This is a genomic window from Fundidesulfovibrio sp. (assembly GCF_058402725.1).
On record NZ_JBZVFJ010000066.1, the window covers coordinates 1 to 20,856 of the forward strand.

The 20,856-nt window shown below is 69.9% G+C and carries 17 protein-coding genes; 10 read left to right on the forward strand and 7 right to left on the reverse strand.

Features of this window, described 5'->3' with window-relative positions:
* Window positions 1–461 precede the first annotated feature (461 nt).
* From ACV4UX_RS10175 to ACV4UX_RS10185, 3 genes are all read right to left on the reverse strand, one after another.
* Window positions 462–908: a hypothetical protein gene (locus ACV4UX_RS10175; protein WP_491593177.1), complete on the reverse strand. Its 447-nt coding sequence runs from the start codon at window positions 906–908 to the stop codon at window positions 462–464.
* Window positions 909–1,105: 197 nt separating this feature from the next.
* Window positions 1,106–2,119: an AmmeMemoRadiSam system radical SAM enzyme gene (gene amrS, locus ACV4UX_RS10180; RefSeq protein ID WP_491593178.1), complete on the reverse strand. Its 1,014-nt coding sequence runs from the start codon at window positions 2,117–2,119 to the stop codon at window positions 1,106–1,108.
* A 95-nt stretch (window positions 2,120–2,214) separates the two neighbouring features.
* Window positions 2,215–2,541 carry a hypothetical protein gene (locus ACV4UX_RS10185; protein WP_491593179.1) on the reverse strand — a complete coding sequence of 109 codons (327 nt, stop codon included), beginning with the start codon at window positions 2,539–2,541 and terminating at the stop codon, window positions 2,215–2,217.
* A gap of 71 nt (window positions 2,542–2,612) precedes the next feature.
* Here ACV4UX_RS10185 and purM point away from each other — a divergent pair, with 71 nt between their 5' ends.
* Entirely contained in the window at window positions 2,613–3,668 is a 1,056-nt protein-coding gene (gene purM / locus ACV4UX_RS10190) for a phosphoribosylformylglycinamidine cyclo-ligase (protein WP_491593180.1), read from the forward strand.
* 164 nt (window positions 3,669–3,832) lie between these two features.
* On the opposite strand, the gene ACV4UX_RS10195 is transcribed toward purM, so the two are convergent.
* Window positions 3,833–5,113, reverse strand: a complete 1,281-nt coding sequence (locus ACV4UX_RS10195; protein WP_491593181.1) for a radical SAM family protein — start codon at window positions 5,111–5,113, stop codon at window positions 3,833–3,835.
* 190 nt (window positions 5,114–5,303) lie between these two features.
* Between ACV4UX_RS10195 and ACV4UX_RS10200 the strand changes: the two genes are divergently transcribed.
* The 3 genes from ACV4UX_RS10200 to ACV4UX_RS10210 all read left to right on the forward strand — a co-directional run bounded on the left by ACV4UX_RS10200 (window position 5,304) and on the right by ACV4UX_RS10210 (window position 7,896).
* Window positions 5,304–7,055 carry a diguanylate cyclase domain-containing protein gene (locus ACV4UX_RS10200; protein WP_491593182.1) on the forward strand — a complete coding sequence of 584 codons (1,752 nt, stop codon included), beginning with the start codon at window positions 5,304–5,306 and terminating at the stop codon, window positions 7,053–7,055.
* A 97-nt stretch (window positions 7,056–7,152) separates the two neighbouring features.
* A complete protein-coding gene (locus ACV4UX_RS10205; protein WP_491593183.1) occupies window positions 7,153–7,443 on the forward strand; it encodes a hypothetical protein in 291 nt (96 codons plus the stop codon).
* A 69-nt stretch (window positions 7,444–7,512) separates the two neighbouring features.
* Window positions 7,513–7,896, forward strand: a complete 384-nt coding sequence (locus tag ACV4UX_RS10210) for a DUF423 domain-containing protein (RefSeq protein WP_491593184.1) — start codon at window positions 7,513–7,515, stop codon at window positions 7,894–7,896.
* Between the two features lie 81 nt (window positions 7,897–7,977).
* Here the strand turns inward: ACV4UX_RS10210 and htpG are convergent, their stop codons facing one another.
* Both htpG and ACV4UX_RS10220 read right to left on the reverse strand, forming a co-directional pair.
* On the reverse strand, window positions 7,978–9,894 hold the full coding sequence (htpG, locus tag ACV4UX_RS10215; RefSeq protein WP_491593185.1) for a molecular chaperone HtpG: 1,917 nt from the start codon (window positions 9,892–9,894) through the stop codon (window positions 7,978–7,980).
* Window positions 9,895–9,969: 75 nt separating this feature from the next.
* Window positions 9,970–10,203: an FmdB family zinc ribbon protein gene (locus tag ACV4UX_RS10220; RefSeq protein ID WP_491593186.1), complete on the reverse strand. Its 234-nt coding sequence runs from the start codon at window positions 10,201–10,203 to the stop codon at window positions 9,970–9,972.
* Window positions 10,204–10,410: 207 nt separating this feature from the next.
* Between ACV4UX_RS10220 and ACV4UX_RS10225 the strand changes: the two genes are divergently transcribed.
* The 6 genes from ACV4UX_RS10225 (at window position 10,411) to ACV4UX_RS10250 (ending at window position 19,453) form a co-directional block, all read left to right on the forward strand.
* Window positions 10,411–12,771: a mechanosensitive ion channel family protein gene (locus tag ACV4UX_RS10225; RefSeq protein ID WP_491593187.1), complete on the forward strand. Its 2,361-nt coding sequence runs from the start codon at window positions 10,411–10,413 to the stop codon at window positions 12,769–12,771.
* A gap of 70 nt (window positions 12,772–12,841) precedes the next feature.
* Window positions 12,842–14,035: a two-component system sensor histidine kinase NtrB gene (locus ACV4UX_RS10230; RefSeq protein ID WP_491593188.1), complete on the forward strand. Its 1,194-nt coding sequence runs from the start codon at window positions 12,842–12,844 to the stop codon at window positions 14,033–14,035.
* Complete coding sequence (locus tag ACV4UX_RS10235) at window positions 14,036–15,148, forward strand: XTP/dITP diphosphatase (protein WP_491593189.1); 1,113 nt, start codon at window positions 14,036–14,038, stop codon at window positions 15,146–15,148.
* An 85-nt stretch (window positions 15,149–15,233) separates the two neighbouring features.
* The gene (gene glmS, locus ACV4UX_RS10240) at window positions 15,234–17,057 is read left to right on the forward strand and encodes a glutamine--fructose-6-phosphate transaminase (isomerizing) (protein WP_491593190.1); all 1,824 of its coding nucleotides are present in this window, start codon (window positions 15,234–15,236) and stop codon (window positions 17,055–17,057) included.
* Between the two features lie 2 nt (window positions 17,058–17,059).
* Window positions 17,060–18,541, forward strand: coding sequence for an N-acetylmuramoyl-L-alanine amidase (locus ACV4UX_RS10245; RefSeq protein WP_491593191.1), 1,482 nt, complete (start codon window positions 17,060–17,062; stop codon window positions 18,539–18,541).
* Between the two features lie 126 nt (window positions 18,542–18,667).
* Entirely contained in the window at window positions 18,668–19,453 is a 786-nt protein-coding gene (locus ACV4UX_RS10250) for a nitroreductase family protein (RefSeq protein ID WP_491593192.1), read from the forward strand.
* 51 nt (window positions 19,454–19,504) lie between these two features.
* Here the strand turns inward: ACV4UX_RS10250 and ACV4UX_RS10255 are convergent, their stop codons facing one another.
* Window positions 19,505–20,710: a serine hydrolase domain-containing protein gene (locus ACV4UX_RS10255; protein ID WP_491593193.1), complete on the reverse strand. Its 1,206-nt coding sequence runs from the start codon at window positions 20,708–20,710 to the stop codon at window positions 19,505–19,507.
* Window positions 20,711–20,856: the final 146 nt, after the last annotated feature.

Consider the following 20,856-nt stretch of genomic DNA (forward strand, 5'->3'; position numbering starts at 1 on the left):
AGGAGAGCCCGGCGTCCACCACATACATGCCGACCTGGAGATCGAAGATGCGGACCTTTTTGAGCATGCAAACCGTCGCCGGAGGGGCTCTCGGCCGTCCCGGCCCCCCGGATCGGGCCGGAACGCGGCGGATGGGCCGCCGCATGGGGGACAATCCCCGGTGAAGACTACATCACGGGTGGAATTTCTGGCAAGGGGCCAGGACGGCCCGGCCGGGTCGCCAGCCGAACGGCCTTGCGCGCCGTCCGCGCCGGACGCGTTCCCTTGGATGCCGCCACCGGCAGGCTCCGGGCCGCGCGCCTCATGCGCAGGGTCGGCCCGTGCCGGACGCGCGCCAACCGGCATCAGGCCGACGGGCGGAAAAGCGGCAGGGCGGACTCGTCGGGCTGGAACCGTTGGGGTGACAGCAGGGAGGCGGGCTGGTCTGCCTGAATCCGGCGGAGGGACGGCAGGGAGGCGGGCTAGTCGGCCTGGGCCTGGCGGAGGTGGTCCCAGGAGATGCTCAGGGTGCGCCGTCCCCACTGGCGCGCTCCGGCGGCGTCGCGCCCGAAGTAGATGTCGATGGTCTTCTCGTGGCGGGCGTGCATGAGGTCCATGACCTTGTACTCGCCGTCCAGGCCGTCGATGCGCACGGTCTGGTCCAGGGCGAGCCCGTGCAGGTCGATGAGGTCGGGCGAGACGGCGATGGCGTTCAGCTCGGGGGTGAGCAGTTCGCCGTTGGCTGCGCGCGGGAGTCCCTTGCGGGACTTTCCCACGCTCTGGGCCGTGTAGGCCATGGCGGTGACGGTGAGGGACTTTCCGCCCCGTTCGGGCAGGGCGAAAAGCTTGGTGGGGGAGCAAGACAGGGTGGCGGCGTCTTGCTCCACCAGGCAAGCGGGCTTCTTGGCGCATCCGGAGGAGAATGCCATGCCCAGAAGCAGGGCCATAAGGGCCCATGAAAAAGAACTGGAGGAGGACCGTTTCCGGGTCTTGCCAGCGGGCTTGGCAAGGCCTGATTCAATACGCATGAAAATCCCCTAGCAGCCCCCCAGGGCCACGGCAAGCGCGGCCCAAAAAGATGGACAACATTTCATCTTCCGAAAGGTCTTCCAGGGGGCCTCCGCCCTCAATCGAAGCGACCCGCCAGGGGCCTTCCGCAGCCGGGACAGGCCCCCCCGGGCGGCGCGCCTGAGGGCAGCGCGAAGCCCCGGCGCTCCACGGCGACGGCCCCGCAGCCGGGACAGCGCGTGGCGTTGTGGGCGTTGCCCGGAAGGTTGCCCACATAGACGTGTTCGAGGCCCGCGTCCCTGCCGATTCTCCAGGCCATCTCCAGGGTGGACTCGGGCGTGGGGGGGCGGTCCGTCAGGCGATGGTCCGGGTGGAAGCGCGAGAGGTGCCAGGGGGTGTGCGCCCCGGCCTGCTCCACGATGAACCGGGCCATGTCCGACAGCTCCTCGGGGGAGTCGTTGAGGCCCGGGATCACCAGCGTGGTCAGCTCGATCCACCAGCCAAGCTCGCGCATGCGCCGGATGTTGCGCTTCACGGGCTCGAGCTTCGCCTCGCAGACCTGCTCGTAGAAAGCCGGGGTGAAGGCCTTGAGGTCCACGTTGGCGGCGTCCACGAGGGGGGCCAGTTCGTCCAGGCACTCGGGACTCATGAAGCCGTTGGTGACCATGACGTTGGCCAGCCCGGCCCCCTTGGCCAGACGCGCCGTGGCGGCCATGAGTTCGAGAAAGACCGTGGGCTCGGAGTAGGTGTAGGAGACGCTGCGGCAGCCCGAGGCCAGGGCCGCCTCCACCAGCCCCGCCGGGTCGGCCTTGCGGCCCTCCACGGGCCTGCCCATGCGGGGCGGCTGGGAGAGCGATGCGTTCTGGCAGAACGAGCAGCCCAGGTTGCAGCCCATGGTGCCGAAGGAAAAGGTGAGGCTGCCCGGCAGGAAATGGTAGAGGGGCTTTTTCTCCACCGGGTCCACGTTGAGGGCCGCCACGCGGTCCCAGACCAGGGTGAAGAGCGCTCCGTCCCTGTTGACGCGCACGCCGCAGCGGCCGCGCGCGCCGGGGTCGATCAGGCAGAAGTGGCAGCACAGGCGGCACTGCACGCGCCCCTCGGCGAGGGGTTTCCAAAGACTCGCGGGATGCATGGTCTACCTCCCTGGCGGGTTCGCCCCGCCTGGCCAGGCGATGCGTCGCCGACCGCGCCCGCAGCCTGGCCGGGCGGCTGCGACGCAACGACGCGTTACGGCCCGCGCCTGCCGCCCGGCTGCACGGGGAGCACCACCGGCGGCTGGAGAGGCCTGGGCCCCTGGTTCACCTGGGGCACAACGTAGATGGGACCCATGTCCGGCATCTGCTGCGGCTGCTTGGGCTTGCGCTCGATGACCATCTCGTTGTCGCCGCGCTCGTTCTGTCCGGCGCGCAGCGTGCCCTGCGGGTCCTGGTTCTGGAAATCCCTGGTGGTGAGGGTGTTGTCCTTGCGCTCGCCCTCGGCCCGGACCGCCCCGGGCGCGGCCAGCGCCGCCAGCACGGCCGTAGCGACCAACGTGCGTTTCCATGCGTCGCCCATCCTCCACCTCCTTGAATTTGGAGCCCGGAAGGCATAAGCTCCCCCCAACCAATCGAAGGAGCCCTTCCCCCATGACTGACCGCGCCGATGCCTATCGCCGCGCCGGGGTGGACATCACCGCCGCCGGGCGGCTGGTGGACCGCATCAAACCCCTGGCCCAGGCCACGTTCAACAAGGGTGTCATCACCGACATAGGCGGTTTCGGCGGCCTTTTCAAACTCGATCTGCAGTCCTACGAGGAGCCGGTGCTCGTCTCCTCCACCGACGGCGTGGGCACCAAGCTCCTGCTGGCTTTCGAGTTCGACGGCCACTCCACCGTGGGCATCGACCTGGTGGCCATGAGCGTCAACGACATCCTGGTGCAGGGCGCGAAACCCCTGTTCTTTCTTGATTACTTCGCCACCGGCAAGCTCGACGTGGACACCGCGGAGCGCGTGATCAAGGGCGTGGCCCACGGCTGTTCCGAGGCAGGATGCGCCCTGCTTGGCGGCGAGACCGCCGAGATGCCCGACTTCTACCCCCCCGGCCATTACGACCTGGCAGGGTTCTGCGTGGGCATCGTGGACAACACCAAGATCGTGGACGGCTCGTCCATCGGCATCGGCGACTGCGTCATCGGCATCAAGTCGTCCGGGCCGCACTCCAACGGCTATTCGCTCATCCGCAAGATCCTGGCCGAGTCGGGCCTGCGCCCCAACGACCTGCTGCCCGGGGCATCGCAGACCGTGGCCGAGGCCCTGCTGGCCCCTACGCGCATCTATGTGAAGAGCGTGCTGAACCTCCTGCGCGATTTCCCCATCAAGGGCATGGTGCACGTGACGGGCGGCGGCTTCTACGAGAACATTCCGCGCATCCTGCCCCGGGGCGTGGCCGCGCGCGTCTCCATGGACAGCTGGCCCATGCCCCCCGTGTTCCGCTGGCTCAAGGACTCGGGTAAACTCACCTGGCCCGAGATGCTCACCACCTTCAACTGCGGCGTGGGCTTCGTGCTCGTGGTGGGCAAGGACATCCTGGAAGACGTGATGAACCGCCTGAACGCCCTGCACGAACAGGCCTGGGTGATCGGCGAGATCGAGCGCCTGCCCCAGGACGGCGAACGCGTCCAGGTGAGCCTCGCCGAGGAATGATCCACGGGCCGCACCTGTGCAATCGAAAAGCCCCCGCCGACGCGGGGGCTTTTTTCGTGACCCGGGCGCGCCGTGCGGCTGGCCCGATTCAGACCCGGCGGGATGCCCGGGGCTTGCCTGAGGCGGGCCTTACGGCATGACCGGGCCATGCCGGCTCCGGCCTTTCACTCCCCGGCCGGTTCGCCCAGGAACGGATTGAAATAGCCGTACTTGAGCCATGTGCAGCGCTTGCGCAGGCGCTTCATGAAGTTGCCAAGGCCCATGCTCGCCCCGAAGCCCGCGCCGCTTGCGCGCACGATGTCCGCGTAGAGGTCCGGGTCCAGGTTGAGGTTGCGCAGCTGCACGAAGTCCGCCCGGGTGGACTCGATGAGCCCGCCCAGGGCCTCCAGTTCCTCCTCGGTGTCCGAGACGCCCGGGTGGTAGAGGAAGTTGAGGCTCACGTGGAGGCCCGCCTCCTTGGCCCGCGCCACGGTCTCGGCCACCTGGGCGAAGCCGTAGCCCTGGGGCCGCGTGTAGGCCTCGTAGAGGGGGGCGCGCGCGCTCACGAGGCTCACGCGCACGGAGTCGAACCCGGCGCGGGCAAGCTCTTCCACCGCGCCGGGCAGGCTGCCGTTGGTGTTCACGTTCACGGTGCCCCGGCCGCCCTTGGCCCGGTAGAGGGCGGCCGACTCCGCCAGGAGCGCCGCCTCGGTGAGGGGCTCGCCCTCGCAGCCCTGGCCGAAGCTCAGCACGGGCCGGGCCTCGCGCTCGGAGTGGGCCAGCATCACCTCCAGCACCTCGCCGGGCGTGGGCCGGAAGGCGATGCGGTTCTGGGTGGAGGGGAAGCCGCTGCCCTCCTCCTGGAGGCTCAGGCAGCCCACGCAGCGGGCGTTGCAGCTGCGCGACGTGGGCAGCGGGGCCTCGAAGCGGCCCAGGGCCAGGTTGCGCGCGGCCGGGCAGCAGAACGTCAGGGCGCAGCCCGCCAGATGGCTCACCAGCCGGTTCCTGGGAAAACGCGCCATGAGCGCCCGGGCCCCGGCCGTGATGCGCTTCTTGGGGATGCCGGCGAACACCTGGCGCTGGTCCTGGTCCACCCGCTTGGCGCAGACGTAGAGCCGTTCGCCCACGATGCCCACGGCCCCGTAGGCGAAGAGCGGCAACACGGGCGCGCCCTCGCGCCGCACGTAGGCCGACGTTCCCGAAAGCGTGTGCCCGGGGCTCACAAAGGCGGCCACGGCCAGTTCCTCCAGCTCCTCCACCTCGCCCGTCTCGGGATCGAACCCCAGGGCGGAGCGTCCGGGCAGCAGGAACAGCTCGCTCTCGGGGGGCAGGGGGATGAGTTCGTCGGGCCTGGGCAGGCCCATCTGATCGCCCCGGCGCACGAGCATCTCCAGGTCGGGGTGGTCGTAGATGGAGCCGTCGGGGGTGGCGTACAGGAGCTTTGGGTGGAGTTTCTCGGTTGCCATGCCCCGGGGTGTAGCCCGAACCGCTCCGGATGAGAAGCCGTCGCGGCAGCACTCGGCGCTTGCGCCTGCCGCAACTCGGCGCTAATGTCCTTAAACATATCGACTGATCCGGTATGATTGTGCAGCATATGTACAATCATGCTTCCCAACTCCAACATCCCATGGCGTACCTGACAACCGGAGGCATCGCATGACGCTTTACCCGGCCGGGACCGCCCGCCTCATCTTCCCGCTCTTGATCGCGCTGTTTGCCGTTTCGTTTCCGGCCGCGCCCTCCCAGGCGAGCGAGCCCAAGGTGTTCCGCCTTCTCTTCATCAATTCCTACCACCGGGGCTATTCCTGGAGCGACGGCATCGAGCAGGGCCTGCGCGAGCGCCTGGCCGCCTCCGGCCAGCCGGTGGAAATCTCCTACGAGTACCTGGACAGCCGCCGTTTCGCCTACGGCAGCCAGATGGAGCATCTGGCCCGGGCCATGGAGATCAAGTACCGCTCCTACCCCCCCGACGTGGTGGTGGTCTCCGACAACGCCGCCTTCGACTTCGCCAGGAACTACCGGGACCGTCTCTTCCCGGGCATTCCCCTTGTGTTCTGCGGCTACAACAACTTCCGCGCCGACGTGCTCCAGGGCCTGGCCGACGTGACGGGCGTCAACGAGGAGGTGAGCGTCCCCGGGGCGGTGGAGCTGGGCCTCTCGGTGCACCCCGCCACGCGTTCGCTGGCGTTCATCATCTCCACGGGCGAGGCCAGCAGCGCCCGCATCGCCGAGATCGCCGAGGCGTCGGTGTTTCCGAAGCTGCGCGAGCGCTTCCAGGTCACGGTGCTCAAGGACGCCTCCCTGGAGGCCATCCGCGTCGGCCTGGCCGCCCTGCCCCGCGAGACCCTGGTGTTCCTCTGCGGCCAGACCAGCGACCAGGGCGCGGGCCGCGCCCTGAGCCCCGCCGAGAACGGACGCCTCGTGAGCGAGGTGAGCCCCTTCCCGGTGTACACCTTCTGGGACTTCCACCTGGGCACGGGCGTGATCGGCGGGCGCATCCTCACCGGGCCGGACCAGGGGCGCGCCGCCGCCGAACTGGTGCTGATGGTGCTGGCGGGCACGCCCGCCGGGTCCATCCCCGTGATGATGCGCTCGCCCACCACGCCCATCTTCGACTACCGCGTCATGGAACGCTTCGGCGTGAGCCCAGCCGCTCTGCCCCCGGGCAGCGAGGTGCTCAACCGCCCCTTCTCGCTCTGGCAGGCCTACCGCTGGCAGATCGCCGGGCTGGCGCTGCTGGTGCTGGTGGAGACGTCGCTCATCCTGCTGCTGTTGCGGGCCATGCGCGGGCGGCGCCGGGCACTGGCCGCCCTGCAGGACGAGCGCTCCCTGCTGGAGGAGCGCGTGCGCCAGCGCACCGAGGAGCTCAAGAGCGCCAACGAGGAGCTGGCCCAACTGAGCTTCCGCGACTGCCTGACCCGCCTGGCCAACCGCCGCCGCTTCGACGAGGCCCTGGAGACAGAGTGCCTGCGCCACCGCCGCTCGGGCAAGCCGCTCTCGCTGATCCTTTTGGACATCGACCGCTTCAAGGACTTCAACGACCGCTACGGGCACATTCAGGGCGACGAATGCCTGCGCCGCATCGGGGCGTTCATGGGCAGCTGCGCCGCCCGCGCCGCCGACCTCACGGCCCGCTACGGCGGCGAGGAGTTCGCGGTGATCCTGCCCGAAACGGGGCCGGAGGGCGCAAAGTCCCTGGCCGAGCGCATCCGCCTGGGCATAGAGGCCCTGGGGATGCCCCACGAGGCCTCCGACGTGGCCGGGCACGTCACCGCCAGCCTGGGCGTGGCCACCATCGACTCCGGCGGGCAGGCCTCGCCGCTGGAACTGGTGCGCCTGGCCGACCAGCAACTCTACCTGGCCAAATCCCAGGGCCGCAACCGGGTCTGCGCCGCCGAGACCGGCTGAGCCCCCCCCCCCGGGGCAACGCCTCGGACCCCACCAGAGAGGGCGCTGCCCTCGGCATCACCCGGGAGGCGCAGACACCGCCACCCCGCCAACGCCCATGCCGGACACCCAGACGCCTGCGCAACCCGACCCCGGCGCGTCCATTACGCCCATGCCGGGGGCGCTGGACCAACCGTCCTACTCTTACGGGAAGTACACCCAGCAGGTGAACGCCAGCAAGGGCGACTACTTCAGCCACGACAACAAGGCCTTCTACCGCCGCGACGGCATGACCTTCCTGCTCACGGGAGACGCCCTGGGCGACGTGGTGCTGGCCCCACGCCGCACGCGCCATGCAGGCGTTCGCCTGCGCAGCGGATGCCAGCGGATGGCCTTCCCAACACCTTGAGCTTGTCAGAATGATTCCTATTGACTACCTTGCAGCCACAGAGATGAGATTCATCCGAGGGAGGTGGGCATGTCCCGCGTGTTCGTGTTTCTGGGCGCCGTGTACTCGGCGCTTTCGGTGGCGTTGGGGGCCGTGGGCTCCCACGCGTTGAAGTCCCGGCTGTCCGTGGAGGCGCTCGCCACGTGGGAGATCGGGGTCCGTTACCAGATGTACCACGGGCTGGGCCTGATGGTGGTGGGCCTGCTGCTGACCCGGTGGCCCGGGAAGCTCTTGACGGCGGGCGGCTGGCTGCTGGCGGCGGGCACGCTGGCCTTCTCGGGCACGCTCTACGAGCTGTGCCTGACGGGCGACCGCCTCTTCGTGCCCATCACGCCCACGGGAGGGACCATGCTCGTGCTGGGCTGGCTCTGCGTGGCCCTGGCCGTGTTCACCCACCGCGCCCCTGCCCGCTGACCGCGCCCCGCGCGGCGCAAAAAAACGCCCCGCCGGGTTCCGGCGTGGAGCCGGTCCGGCGGGGCGCTTGAGGTCGTCGGGCTAGGCCGCGCCGCCCTTCTTCAGGCCCGCGTACCAGCCGCTGGCCTGTTCCAGCAGGGCGTTGACGCGCGCCACCATCTTGTGGGGGTCGGCCAGGTAGCCTTCCAGGAGCAGGGCCGACTCGTAGAGCTGCTCGGCGGCCTGGGCGATGAAGGGGTCGGCCGGATCGGCGGCCTGGATGTCCAGCAGGTTGCGGATCAGGGGATGGTCCGGGTTGATCTCCATGATCTTCTCGGGCACGGACTCGTCCTTTTGCATCATGCGCATGAGCCGCTGCATCTGGGAGCTCATCTGGCCGTCGGCCGAGACGAGGCAGGAGGCGCTGGACTTCAGGCGCTCGGTGGCGCGCACGTCCTTGACGCGCGGCCCCAGCACCTCCTTGATGCGCGCGACCAGGGCCTCGAAGCCGCTCTTCTGCTCGGCGGTGAGGGGCGCGGTTTCCGGTCCGGCGGGCGCGGCGTCGTCGAAGCCGGCCAGGTCCTGGGCCTGGGCCTGCTCGGCGGACTTGAAGGCGAACTCCTTGTAGCTGCCGATGGACTCCAGCACGAACTCGTCCACGGGTTCGTAGAGGAAAAGCACCTCGATGCCCTTGCGCCGGAACTGCTCCAGGAGCGGGTTCAGCTCCAGGGCCTCGCGGCTGGGGCCGGAGAGGTAGTAGACGGTCTTCTGGCCGTCGCGGGCGCGGGAGATGTAGTCGTCCAGGCCGGTGACCTTGCCGGGGGCGTCCAGGCTGGAGGCGTCGAAACGCAGGAGCTCGCCGTAGGCCTCGCGGTTGAGGAAGTCGGAGTAGCCCAGCTTGAAGATCTTGCCGTGCTCCTTCCAGAGTGCGGCGTAGGCGTCGGGGTCGGCCTTGGCCTTCTTGCGCAGGCGCGAGAGGATCTCCTTGGTGACGGCGTGGGCGATGCGCCTGAGCACCGCGTTCTCCTGGAGCGTCTCGCGGGAGATGTTCAGGGGCAGGTCTTCGGAGTCCACCACGCCCCGGCAGAAGCGCAGGTATTCGGGAAGCAGCTCCTTGGCGTCCTTGGCGATGAGCACGCGGCGCACGTAGAGGTCCAGGCCGCGCTCCAGCTTCTGGATGCCCAGGTACTCGTCGGCCTTGGCGGGCACGAAGACCAGCGAGGAGAACTGCACGGGGGCGTCCACGTTCATGTGGATGGTCTCCGTGGGGTCCTCGGGGTCGTGCGTCAGGAAAGTATAGAATTCCTTGTACTGCTCGGGCTTCACCTGGCTCTTGGGCTCGCGCCAGATGGCGGGCACGGTGTTCACGCGCTCGCCGTCCACCAGGATGGGGAAGGCGATGAAGTGGGAATGGCGGTTGATCACGTCTTTGAGCACGGCAGGGTCGGCGAACTCCTTGGCGTCGTCCTTGAGGTGCACCTCGATGGCCGTGCCGCGCGGGACTTCCCCTTCGGCGGGGAAGAGCTCGTAGCCGCCCAGGCCGTCGGAGACCCACACCCAGGACTGCTCCGCAGGGTCTGCGGCGCGGGAAGTGAGCACCACCTTGCGCGCGGCCATGAACACCGAATAGAAGCCCACTCCGAAACGGCCGATGATGGAGCTGGCCTTGGAGGCGTCGTCGCCCAGGGCCTTGAGGAAGCCCTCGGAGCCGGAATGGGCGATGGAACCGATGTTCTCCACCAGATCGGCCTCGTTCATGCCGATGCCGGTGTCGGTGAGGGTCAGGACGGCGTTGTCCTTGTCGGTGACGATGCGGATCTCCAGGGGCAGGTCGGGATCGGCGGGATTGAGGCCCCGGCTCTGCTCGAAGCGCAGCTTCTCCAGGGCGTCGGAGGCGTTGGAGATGAGCTCGCGCACGAAGATTTCGCGGTTGGTGTAGACGGAATGCGTGATGATATCGAGAAGCTTGACGATGTCAGCCTTGAATTCGCGCTGCCGCGTCTTGGCGCTGTCGGACATGGACGGACTCCTTTGGCGTCTTGATGGGGTGTGCGTTGAACGATCATCCGGCCGGACCGGCCGGGGCTAGGGGGCTCAGGAAAAACCGCCCCCGCCGCCGCATCCGCCGCCGCCCAGGCCGGTGGGGAAGGGGCCGGAGGCGGGGTTGTCGGCGATGGACTTGCCCGTGTTGGGGCAGTTCACGGCGGAGAGGATGCGGGCAACCTGGGGCGATTGGCAGGCCGGGCAGGCCGGGGCCTTGTCCTGGGCGCTGACGAGTTCCTCGAAGCGGCAGCCGCAGGCGGCGCACTGGTATTCATAGAGTGGCATGGTTCGCTCCTTTGGGCATCGGTCGGTCAAATAGCTTAAACAGCCTCGGGTTCCTGTCAAGGCGGGGGGCGAGGCGGAGGGGCCGCATCCCGGGGCCGCCCCGGGGTTCCCAAGCGCCCCGGCTTTGGCTAGGGAGATGCCCAGACCGCGCCGCCGCCCGGCCCGGGGCCATACCAGGCCCGGCCGGTCCGCCATCCGGAGGCCCCCATGCACGCATACCCCACGACGTTTCGCCGTTTCGCCGCCCTGGCCCTGGCCCTGGCCCTCCTGGCCTGGACCTCTCCCGCGCGCGCCCAGGACAAGCAGCCACAGCAACAGACGCAGGCCCAGGCCCAGCCGCAGGACAAGCCCGCGCCGCAGGAACCGCCCGACAGCTGGAAGCTGGTGCTCCAGCGCAACTACGAGGAGCTGCAATACCAGATCGACTACGTGGACGGCGTGTCCCAGAAGCTGCCGGGCATGGTCTCGCGCACGCGCCAGGACCTCTCGGCCCTGCGCAAGAAGCTCGACGAGCTCATGGTGCTCACCAAGGTCTCGGGGTCCAGCCCCGTGGAGCTGCGCGCCGTGCTGGCGGGCCTGGACATCCTCAAGGCCAAGGTGGAGGCCGTGGCCCAGCCCTTCTCCAAGGCCGACGTGGACCTGAAGAACTTCCAGGAGCGCATGGCCGAACTGGAGGGCGAGTTCGCGCGCCAGCACGCCACCGGCCCCCAGGAGGACGCCCAGAAGACCCTCAACGAGTTCCTGGGCGACCTGCGCAAGCTCAAGGGCAAGCTCGGCCGCGTGAAAACCGTGCTCGACCAGGGCCTCTCCCCCACCCGCGACATCCAGACCGGCATCGGCAGGCTCTCCCAGGCCATCAACGACCGCATCCCCCGCGCCTGGAAGGACTACTACCTCAACCAGGGCAAGGGCTTCCTCACCGCCGGAGCCTGGACCGAGGCCGCCCAGCGCGTGCAGGACCTCCCCCGCCTGGCCGCCACCTACCTGAGCCTCTTCAACTCCGGCGACGCCCGCCTGCTGGACGTGCTGCCGCGCCTGGGCGGCCTGGCCGCCGTGCTCTGCCTGGGGGCCTTCCTGGCCCTGCGCAAGGCCAGGGGCCGCTTCCCGGACCTGCCGCCCGCGAGCCGCCTCCTCTTCCTCTCCTGGTTCGCCCTGGGGGTGGCCACGCTGTGGGCCACCTCGGGTCCGGCCTTCGTGATGGTGCGGGCCGAGGCCTCGGCCATCGCGGAGATTCTGCTCTCGCGAGGTCTTTTGGGCTTCTCGCGCCTGCTGGGCGGCCTGGGGGCCGCGCCCGGCGCGCGCCGCGGCGACGGGCTGGGCACGGCCTGGACGCTCTTCGTGCTGGCCTGCCTCTTCCAGCTGCCCTGGCTGCCGGAGGCCCCGCGCGGGGCGCTCTGGGTGCTGGCGCTGCTGGGGGCGGGCTGGATCACCGCGCGCACGTCCCCGGCCGAGGCCCCGAGTCTGGGGGGGCGCATGGCCCGGGCGGGCGGCTGGCTCTATCCCCTGCTCTGCCTGCCTGCGCTCCTGGGCTGGGTGAACATGACGCTGCTGGCCGCCATGGGCTGGTTCCTGCTGCTGGCCTTCCTCCAGGCCGGGGTGGGGCTGCACGCCCTGCTCGCCCGCGCCGCCTCGGAACCACGGGAGGAGCCTGCCGCCGAGTGCGCGCGCCTGCTCCTCTCCGGGCTGGCCCTGCCGGCCGTGGCCCTGGCCATGGCCGGGTGCTGGACGTTCTGGCTCTCCATGTCCATGGGCGGCACGAGCGTGTTCCTGGCCCTTGTGGGCCAGGACCTGGGCGAGGAGGGCTTCAGCCTGGATCTGGCCGGGGCCGCCGGGCTCTTCGCCGGATTCTTCCTGGCCCGGGCCTTCACCCGTGTGGCCCACCGCCTGGTCACGGACCTGCCCCGGCGCTATCCGGGCCTGGAGCTGGGCGTGGTGAACCTCCTGGAGACCATCGCCACCTACGTGATCTGGGGCGTCTACACCCTGGCGGCCCTGCGCACGGTGGGGGCCGGGTTCACGAGCCTGGCCGTGGTGGCGGGCGGCCTCTCGGTGGGCGTGGGCTTCGGGCTGCAGAACATCATCAACAACTTCATCTCCGGGCTCATCCTGCTCTTCGGACGCGCGGTGCAGGCCGGGGACGTGCTCCAGATCGGAGAGACCTGGGGCGTGGTGAAACGCGTGAACATCCGCAACACCGTGGTGCAGACCTTCGACAACGCCACGCTCTTCGTGCCCAACTCGGAACTCATCGCCCAGAAGATCCTCAACTGGTCCCACAACGACCGGCGCATCCGCCGCCACCTGGACGTGGGCGTGGCCTACGGCTCGGACACGGCCCAGGTGCAGGCGCTCCTGGCCCGGGCGGCATCCGGCGCGCCCGGAGTGCTGGCCTCGCCCGCCCCGTCGGCGCAGCTCAAGGCCTTCGGGGCGCAGGGAATGGTCTTTCGGATCACCTTCTGGGTGGACGACCTGGACAACGCCGGCAAGGCCCTCTCGCGCACGCACATGGAGGTGGAGCGCATCCTGCGCGAACACGGCGTGCCCATCACCCCGCCCGTGAGCGCGTGAGGCCCGCTTTCCCGCCCGCAGGGTCGGCTTTTCCGTTTGACTCCCAGGACGAAGCGGGTAGAAAAAGGCCATGAGCGATCCTCCTGCCGAAAGGCCCGACACCGCCTGCGCGCTGGACCTGGCCCAGGAACGCAATCTCCTCTCCTCGGTGATCGACCAGATCCCCGACGACATCGTCATTCTCGACGCCCAGGCCCGCGTGGTGGACGTAAACCGCGCCGCGCTGGACCGCCTGGGCGGCGACCGGGAAGACTTCCAGGGGCGCTCCTGCTGGGAGTCGCTCGCGGGGTTCAAGGGCATCTGCGAGCCCGCCGCCGACGTGGAGCAGTGGGAGATGGTGCGCAAGGGCGGCAGGAGCGAGCAGGTGCACACCGTGGTGGACCACGAGGGGCAGCTGCGCTACTTCCGGGTCTACCTCTATCCCGTGATGGACGGCGCCGGGGCGCTCTCCCACGTGGTGGTGCTGCGCCGCGACATCACCCAGGCCACGTCCATTGAGCGCCGCCTGCGCCAGTCGGAGAAGCTGGCCGCCGTGGGCGAACTCTCCACCTACGTGGCCCACGAGATCCGCAACCCGCTCTTCGCCATCGCCGGGTTCGCCAACTCGCTGTTGCGATCGGGCGCGCTGGACGAGAAGGCCCGGGCCAAGGTGTCCATCATCCTGGAGGAATCGGGCCGCCTGGACAAGATCCTCAAGAGCCTGCTCAATTTCTCGCGACCCACCCAGGGCATGGAGGGCCGCTTCGACGCCTCCCAGGTGTCCTCCCAGACCATGGAGCTCATGGGCCTGGGCATGCAGAAGCAGGGCATCGAGGCCACGGTGGACGCCGCCCCGGGCCTGCCCCTGGCCAAGGGCGACCCGGAACTCGTGAAGCAGTGCATCATCAACATGGTGAAGAACTCCGTGGAGGCCATGCCCGAGGGCGGCACGCTCGTGCTGCGCTGCTACCGGCGGGCCGACCGCGTGGTCATCGAACTGGAAGACTCGGGACGGGGCATACCCCCGGAAAACCTGGACCAGGTGTTCAACCCGTTCTTCTCCACCAAGGACCAGGGCGCCGGGCTTGGCCTGGCCATGATCAAGAAAATCCTGGACGAGATCGGCGGCTCCGTGGAGCTGGAAAGCGAAGTGGGCAAGGGCACCGTGGTGCGCCTGGTGCTGCCGCCGGTCACCGCCGCCGAGGACGTGGACGTGGAGGCGCACTCCGCCCCCCGCCACGACGGACTCTGGCGGGCCGGGGCCAACCACAAGGAGGAGGCATAGGTGTCGCAGGTCGTTCTGGCCACCCGCAACCAGGGCAAGGTCAAGGAGCTTCAGGCGCTCATGGAGGGCGCCGGCATCGCGGTGCTGGGGCTCGACCAGTTCCCCCAGGTGGGCGAGATTGAGGAAACGGGCGCCACCTTCGAGGAGAACGCCCGCATCAAGGCCAAGGCCGTGAGCGAGGCCACGGGGCTCATCGCCCTGGCCGACGACTCGGGCCTGGAGGTGGACGCATTGGCCGGAGCGCCGGGGGTGCGCTCGGCGCGCTACGCGGGCGACCAGGCCACCGACGCCGAGAACAACGCCAAGCTCCTGGAGGCCATGGCCGACGTGCCCGACGACAAGCGCGCCTGCCGCTTCATCTCCTGCGTGGCCGTGCACGCCCCAGACGGGCACGAACTGGTGTTCCACGGCGTGTGGCGAGGCAACCTGGCCCGCGAGCCCCGGGGCGAGAACGGCTTCGGCTACGACCCCCTCTTCGTGGACCTCGAACTCAAGCAGACCGCCGCCGAAATGGCCCCCGAACAGAAGAACTGGCGCAGCCACCGGGGCCGCGCCGTGCGCGAGCTGGTCAAGTACCTGCCGGGCTTCGTGGAAAAGGTGGCCCTGGAATCCGTCCTTACCCCCGAGGAGCGCGACCTCAAGGACCGGCTGGCCGGGGTGAAGGGCTGGCTGCGCTTGCTCTGCTGGGTGATGATGATGGTGGTGCCGCTCATCTGCGCGGCCATCGTCTCGCGCAATCTGCGCTACATGGAGGCCCTCAAGCAGGCGGGCGAGATCTCGCGCGAGCTGGCCGCCGAGGTGGCCAAGGGGCTCACGGCCGAGAACGTGCTGGCCCTGGTGGTGGGCGCTGTCATGTTCTGGGCGGGCCTCTCGCTCTTCCGGCGCAAGCGCGGCTCGGTGATGTTCGCCAAGATCGCCTGGTTCCTGGCCCCGCTGGCCAGCGGCATCCAGTATTGCTTCATCTACTTCCTCAACTTTCCCGACGAGGTGCACTCCATGGCCACGGGACAGGTGCTGGCCAACGCCCTTCCCGCGCTGGCCGCCGCCTCCACGGCCATCTTCTACCTGAACCTCTCCCAGCGGGTGCGCGCCACCTACTTCCTGGACCGCTGACCAGAAACCACCGCCTTGACAGGGCCGGACATTCCTGGAAGTGCCGTTTCCGGAACTTGTCAAAAACCGACAGCAAGGAACTACCATGTGCGGCATCATCGGCTATAGCGGGCACCGGCCCGCGGTCCCCGTGGTGATGGAAGGGCTGGGACGCCTGGAATACAGGGGCTACGACTCGGCCGGCGTGGCCTACGTGCAGCGCGGGCAGCTCATGGTGCTGCGCGCCGAAGGCAAGCTCTCCAACCTGGCCCGCAAGCTGGAGGAAACACCGGCCCTCACCGCCACCTCGGGCATGGGCCACACCCGCTGGGCCACCCACGGCCTGCCCGTGGAGCGCAACGCCCACCCCCACCAGGACCAGCAGGGCAGCGTGGCCCTGGTGCACAACGGCATCATCGAGAACTACCAGGAGCTGCGCGAGGAGCTTGAAGCCCAGGGCGTCGCCTTCTCCTCCGAGACCGACACCGAGGTGCTGGCCCAGCTCCTGGGGCGCTGCCTGGCCGAGACCGGCAGCCTGGACAAGGCCCTCTCCATGGCCCTGGGCCGCGTGGACGGCTCCTACGCCGTGTGCGTGGTCTCGCGCGACCACCCGGGCGTGCTCTACGCCGCGCGCAAGTCCTCCCCCCTGGTGATGGGCGTGGGCGTGGGCGAGAACTTCCTGGCCTCGGACATCCCGGCCTTTTTGCCCTACACCCGCGACGTGGTCTTCCTGGAAGACGGCGAAATGGCCCGCATCGACGCCAACTCCTGGCAGGTGCTCGACGTGGCCACGCTGGCCCCCGTGGCCAAGGAGGTCAAGCACATCACCTGGGACGTGCAGGCGGCCCAGAAGGGCGGCTACAAGCACTTCATGCTCAAGGAGATCTTCGAGCAGCCCCGCGTGATCACCGACTGCCTCGCCGGACGCGTGGACCGCAGGTCCGGGCGCGCCAACCTCTCCGAACTCGACGGCCTGGCCCCCCCCGAACGCCTGACCATCCTGGCCTGCGGCACCAGCTACCACGCCGGACTCTGGGGCATGTACCTCCTGGAGAGCTGGGCGCGCATCCCCACCCGCGTGGAGATCGCCTCCGAGTACCGCTACCGCGACCCCATCGTGGGCCCGGGCGACACGGTGCTGGCCATCTCCCAGTCGGGCGAGACGGCCGACACCCTGGCGGGCATGCGCCTGGCGCGCGAGCGCGGGGCCACGGTGATCGGGCTGTGCAACGTGGTGGGCTCCACGGTCTCGCGCGAGTCCGACCGGGTGGTCTACACCCAGGCCGGCCCCGAAATGAGCGTGGCCTCCACCAAGGCCATGTGCTCCCAGCTGACGCTGCTCACGCTGCTGGCCCTGCACTGGGGGCAGCAGAAGGGCGTGCTGCCCGCCGAGGCCACGGCCCACTGCGTGAAGACCCTGGAGAGCCTGCCCGGCATCCTGGAGGCCGAGCTGCCGCGCATGCGCTCGCGCGCGGGGGAACTCTCCCGGGCCTACTCCGACGCCACCAGCTTCCTCTACCTGGGCCGGGGCCAGTGCTTCCCCCTGGCCCTGGAGGGGGCGCTCAAGCTCAAGGAGATCAGCTACATCCACGCCGAAGGCTACGCCTCGGGCGAGATGAAGCACGGCCCCATCGCCCTCATCGACCCCAAGTTCCCCACCTTCGCCCTGGCTCCGCGCGACGAACTCTTCCCCAAGGTGAAGTCCAACCTCGAAGAGGTGCGCGCCCGTGGCGGCAAGGTGATCGCCCTCACCCGGGCCGGCTCCGGGCTCCAGGCCGACCACGAATGGGAATGCCCCGAGGTCTGGGGGCCGCTTTCCACCTTCCTGCTGCTCCCGGCGCTCCAGCTCTTCGCCTACGAAATGGCCGACTACCTGGGCAAGGACGTGGACCAGCCCCGCAACCTGGCCAAGAGCGTCACCGTGGAGTAGCCGTGGCGCGACCGTTCGTGCGCCTTTTCCTCCTGATCCTCGCGGCGGCCCTGGCGCTGGCCCCGGGCATGCTCCCGGACGCCCGGGCCGCCCAGGCGACGGATGCCGCCAAGGCCGCTCCGCCCGCCAAGGCCCCTTCGGCCGTGAAGGCCCCGACCGCCAAGAACGGGGACGGCAAGCAGGCCAAGGCCCCTGAGGCCGGGGCCGCCAGGCCGGACAAGCCCCGGGAAGCCTCGTCCGCCCAGGCCCCGAAGAAGCCCGCCAAGGCGCGCGTCACCGACGTGCAGGTCTACTCCGGGCAGGACTACTCGCGCATCGTGGCCGTGCTCTCGGGCGAGGTTCCCTTCCGCTGGCAGCTCCTGCCGCCGGACCCGGCCTCGGGCGGCGTGCGCCACCTCTACGTCGACCTCGACGGCGTGGTGATCCCCCCCGGCACGCGCAGCCGCTTCGACGTGAAGGGCGACGTGGCCCGCAAGGCCCGCCTGGGCTACTTCAAGCCCGACGTGGCCCGGCTGGTGGTGGAGGTGGAAAACCTCAAGAGCCAGAACGTCTTCGTGCTGGAGAACCCCTTCCGGGTGATCGTGGACGTGCAGGGCGAGGCCTCCAAGGCCCCCCCAAAAGCGCCCGGGAAGACCGCGCCCGGGAAAGCCCAGGCGGACAAGACCCCCGAGGCAAAGCCCCGGCCCGGCAAGACCCCGGAACCCAAGGCCCTGGCCGACGAGCCCCCTGCCTCGCCCGGCGTGAACCTGGCCACTCCCGCGCGCAAGAAGATGGCCCGCCAACTGGTGGAACAGCTGGGGCTCACCGTACGCACCGTCATGGTGGACGCGGGCCACGGCGGGCGCGATTCGGGCGCGCGCGGCCCCGGCAGGCTCTGGGAGAAGGACGTGAACCTGCGCGCCGCAAGGCTCCTGGCCAAGCATCTGGAACGCCTGGGCTTCGAGGTGCTCATGACCCGCACCCAGGACAAGTACGTGCCCCTGGAGGTGCGCACGGCCATGGCCAACGCCCGCAAGGCCGACCTCTTCATCTCCCTGCACTGCAACGCCCACGGCGACCCTGGCTCCTCAGGCATGGAAACCTATTCGCTCAACCTCGCCTCCACCCCGGCCGAGGTGCGCGTGGCCGCGCGGGAGAACTCCGTGGACTCCAAACGCATCTCGGACATGCAAAAACTCCTGGACGAGCTGATGCACGCCTCCAAGCTCACCGAATCGCGCGATTTCGCCCGCAGCGCCCACCAGGCCGCCCTTGCCCAGGCGCGCAAGAGCATCGACCTGCGCGACAGGGGCGTGCACGAGGCCCCCTTCTATGTGCTCCTGGGGGCCAAGATGCCCGCCATCCTGGTGGAGATGGGCTACATCACCAACCCCGCCGAGGCCGCCAAGCTTCGGGAAGACAAATACCTCGACGGCCTGACCCAGGGCATCGCCCAGGGCGTGAAGGCCTACAAGGAGCGTATCGAGCGCTTCACCGCCAACTGATCCCGGGCGCGGCGCACGGCCGGACCGGCGAGAAGCCGCCCGTTCGTCCCCCGGCGTGTTCCGGCCAGCCGGGCGCGGCACGCCGGGCAACCCGTCCCTCCGCCGGGACGCCCAAACGAGGACGCCATGACGCTCATCACCGTGGACCATACCCTGTGCGCGCGCGACGGCATCTGCCGCGACGTCTGCCCCGTGGGCTGCATCGACATGGACCGGGCCAGCGGCCTGCCCCAGGAGACGCCCGACCCCGCCTGCATCGCCTGCGGGCACTGCGTGGCCGCCTGCCCCCACGGGGCGCTCTCCAACTCCCTGGTGGACGACGCAAGCTGTCTGCCCCAGCCGACGGCCCTGCCCGGCGAGGAGGCTGTGCGTTCGCTCCTGCTGGCCCGGCGCTCCGTGCGCGCCTTCCGGCGAAAACCCGTGGAACGCTCCCTGCTGGCGGAGCTCCTGGAGACGGCCCGGCGCGCCCCCACGGCCTCCAACTCCCAGAACGTCCATTGGATCGCCTGCGCGGACAAGGACCGCGTGCAGGAGATGGCCCGACTGGGCGCGCGCTGGATGCGCGCCGTCGGGCTGCGCCCCAGGCTCGTGGAGCTCTGGGACAAGGGGCGCGACGTGGTGATGCGCGCAGCGCCCGCCTTCGTGGGCGCGTGGACCCCGGCCGACTACCCTTGGGGAGCCGTGGACAGCACCATCGCCCTCACCTACCTGGAGCTGCACGCGGCCTCGGCTGGCCTCGGGGCCTGCTGGGCGGGCCTGCTCACGGCCGCCGCGCGCCAGCAGGCGGAGTTGCGCGCGCTCCTGGGACTCCAGGACGGACAGGCCCTGCACGGCGGGCTCATGCTGGGCTGGCCGCGCCACGCCTACCGCCTCGTGCCTCCGCGCCGCGAGGCCCGCGTCGCCTGGGTCTAGCCGCAACGTCCGGAGCGCCGGTCCGTCCGCCCAGGGCGGACGCGACCGGCCTCAGCGGCCGTACACCGCCCGCACCAGTTCCCGGGGAAACTCCCCGTCCATGCCGTCGGGGGTGGTGTTGGTCAGGGCCACCAGGCTCAGGCCCGTGGCCCGGTCCACCAGGAAAAAGGCCCCGTACGCCCCGCTCCAGCGCCACGTCCCCTTGGCGCTGGGACTCCCCGCCGCCGCCGGGTCCAGCAGCACGGCGGCCCCGTACCCGAAGCCCCAGCCCGGCCCCGGGCCGCCCTGTTCCGGCTTCAGGCGATTTCGCGTCATCTCCCGGCCCGTCTTCGCCCCCAACGCCGTCCCGCCGGTGCGCACGGCCTCCAGAAACGCCAGGAAGTCCGACGCCGTGCCGCACATCCCCGCCCCGCCCGAGGGATAAGCCCCGGCATCGGTGATGCGCGAAGGCGCGAAGCGCGCGCCCGAGGCCCCGAACGCCACCGCCTGCGGATCGCCCATGCGCCTGAGCACGCCCCCTTCCCGCATGTAAGGCACGGCCAGCCGCTCCGGCTCCGAGGCCAGGAATCCCGTGTCCAGCATGTTCAGCGGTCCCGTGACCAGCCGTGCCGTCAGCTCCGGCAGGGGAGCGCCCCCCGCACGCTCGGCCGCGGCCCCCAGCACGTCCACGGCCAGGGAATAGCTCCACGCCCCGCCCGGCGGACCCGCAAGCGGGACCGACGCCAGACGCCGAAGGTTCTCCTCCAGGGTGATGCCCGCCCGGTCCAGCCCGTCCGAAACCCCGGCCCGGGCGTACGGCCCGCCCGGAGGCTGGAGGAAGCCGTACGTCAGCCCCGCCGTGTGCGTGAGCAGCTGCCCCACCGTGATGACCGCGCGACCGCCGCCGGGAAGTTCCGGCGCGAACCCGGGAAGCCAGCGCGTCACCGGGTCTTCCAGCGAAAGCGCCCCGCGCTCCGCCAGGGCCAGGACCACGGCGCTCGTCACGGGCTTGCTCAGGGAGGCCAGGCGGAACACCGTATCCGGACGCATGGCGCGTCGCGCCTCCCGGTCCGACCAGCCCCAGGCCCCGGCAAGGACCACCCGTCCGTGACGCGCCGCCAGCACCACCGCCCCGGCCAGACGCTCCTCCTCCACGGCGCGGCGCAACACCGCGTCCACGCGCTCGCACAGAGGGGCGGACTGGCCGGGCGTCGTGACGAACAACCACGGCAGGAGGCAAAGAAGGAAAGACAGGATGCGATGCGCACGCAGCGTCATGGCGCTTCTCCTCGTTGGGACGTTGAACGCCCCCGGCGGCTGGAGAGGGCGCTGCCCTCTCCAGACCTCACCCGCCAGGGCTCCGCCCTGGACCCGCTGGGGGGATGATCCCCCCAGACCCCGCAATTGCTTCGCGGGCTTCACCG

What these genes read in the sequence shown, in the direction of transcription:
- ACV4UX_RS10255 (WP_491593193.1), bottom strand. Translation starts at nt 20,710, where the DNA reads ATGACGCTGCGTGCGCATCGCATCCTGTCTTTCCTTCTTTGCCTCCTG.
- ACV4UX_RS10225 (WP_491593187.1), top strand. Translation starts at nt 10,411, where the DNA reads ATGCACGCATACCCCACGACGTTTCGCCGTTTCGCCGCCCTGGCCCTG.
- ACV4UX_RS10250 (WP_491593192.1), top strand. Translation starts at nt 18,668, where the DNA reads ATGACGCTCATCACCGTGGACCATACCCTGTGCGCGCGCGACGGCATC.
- ACV4UX_RS10220 (WP_491593186.1), bottom strand. Translation starts at nt 10,203, where the DNA reads ATGCCACTCTATGAATACCAGTGCGCCGCCTGCGGCTGCCGCTTCGAG.
- purM (WP_491593180.1), top strand. Translation starts at nt 2,613, where the DNA reads ATGACTGACCGCGCCGATGCCTATCGCCGCGCCGGGGTGGACATCACC.
- ACV4UX_RS10230 (WP_491593188.1), top strand. Translation starts at nt 12,842, where the DNA reads ATGAGCGATCCTCCTGCCGAAAGGCCCGACACCGCCTGCGCGCTGGAC.
- htpG (WP_491593185.1), bottom strand. Translation starts at nt 9,894, where the DNA reads ATGTCCGACAGCGCCAAGACGCGGCAGCGCGAATTCAAGGCTGACATC.
- ACV4UX_RS10185 (WP_491593179.1), bottom strand. Translation starts at nt 2,541, where the DNA reads ATGGGCGACGCATGGAAACGCACGTTGGTCGCTACGGCCGTGCTGGCG.
- amrS (WP_491593178.1), bottom strand. Translation starts at nt 2,119, where the DNA reads ATGCATCCCGCGAGTCTTTGGAAACCCCTCGCCGAGGGGCGCGTGCAG.
- ACV4UX_RS10205 (WP_491593183.1), top strand. Translation starts at nt 7,153, where the DNA reads ATGCCGGACACCCAGACGCCTGCGCAACCCGACCCCGGCGCGTCCATT.
- glmS (WP_491593190.1), top strand. Translation starts at nt 15,234, where the DNA reads ATGTGCGGCATCATCGGCTATAGCGGGCACCGGCCCGCGGTCCCCGTG.
- ACV4UX_RS10175 (WP_491593177.1), bottom strand. Translation starts at nt 908, where the DNA reads ATGGCATTCTCCTCCGGATGCGCCAAGAAGCCCGCTTGCCTGGTGGAG.
- ACV4UX_RS10195 (WP_491593181.1), bottom strand. Translation starts at nt 5,113, where the DNA reads ATGGCAACCGAGAAACTCCACCCAAAGCTCCTGTACGCCACCCCCGAC.
- ACV4UX_RS10210 (WP_491593184.1), top strand. Translation starts at nt 7,513, where the DNA reads ATGTCCCGCGTGTTCGTGTTTCTGGGCGCCGTGTACTCGGCGCTTTCG.
- ACV4UX_RS10200 (WP_491593182.1), top strand. Translation starts at nt 5,304, where the DNA reads ATGACGCTTTACCCGGCCGGGACCGCCCGCCTCATCTTCCCGCTCTTG.